At 72.1% G+C, this 229-nt stretch carries 1 pseudogene; it reads left to right on the forward strand.

Annotated elements, in window-relative coordinates:
• Window positions 1-229 (forward strand): annotated as a pseudogene (locus SB822_RS61600) (transcription elongation factor GreB); the annotation flags it as partial.

The raw sequence follows: 229 nt of genomic DNA on the forward strand, positions 1-229 counted from the left end.
CGCTGGCGTCCTCCCGCAGAGAAGAGCACCGCGCTGATCACCGCCGCCGGGCACGCCCGCCTGAAGGCGGAGCTGGACGAGCTGTGGCGCGTGCGGCGGCCGGAAGTGGTCAAGGCGCTGGCGGCCGCCGCCGCCGAGGGCGACCGCTCCGAGAACGCGGAATACACGTATCGCAAGAAGCAGCTGGGCGAGATCGACCGCCGCGTGCGCTACCTGAGCAAGCGACTGG

Source organism: Paraburkholderia sp. SIMBA_054 (assembly GCF_046534875.1).
Classification (GTDB): Bacteria; Pseudomonadota; Gammaproteobacteria; order Burkholderiales; family Burkholderiaceae; genus Paraburkholderia; species Paraburkholderia hospita.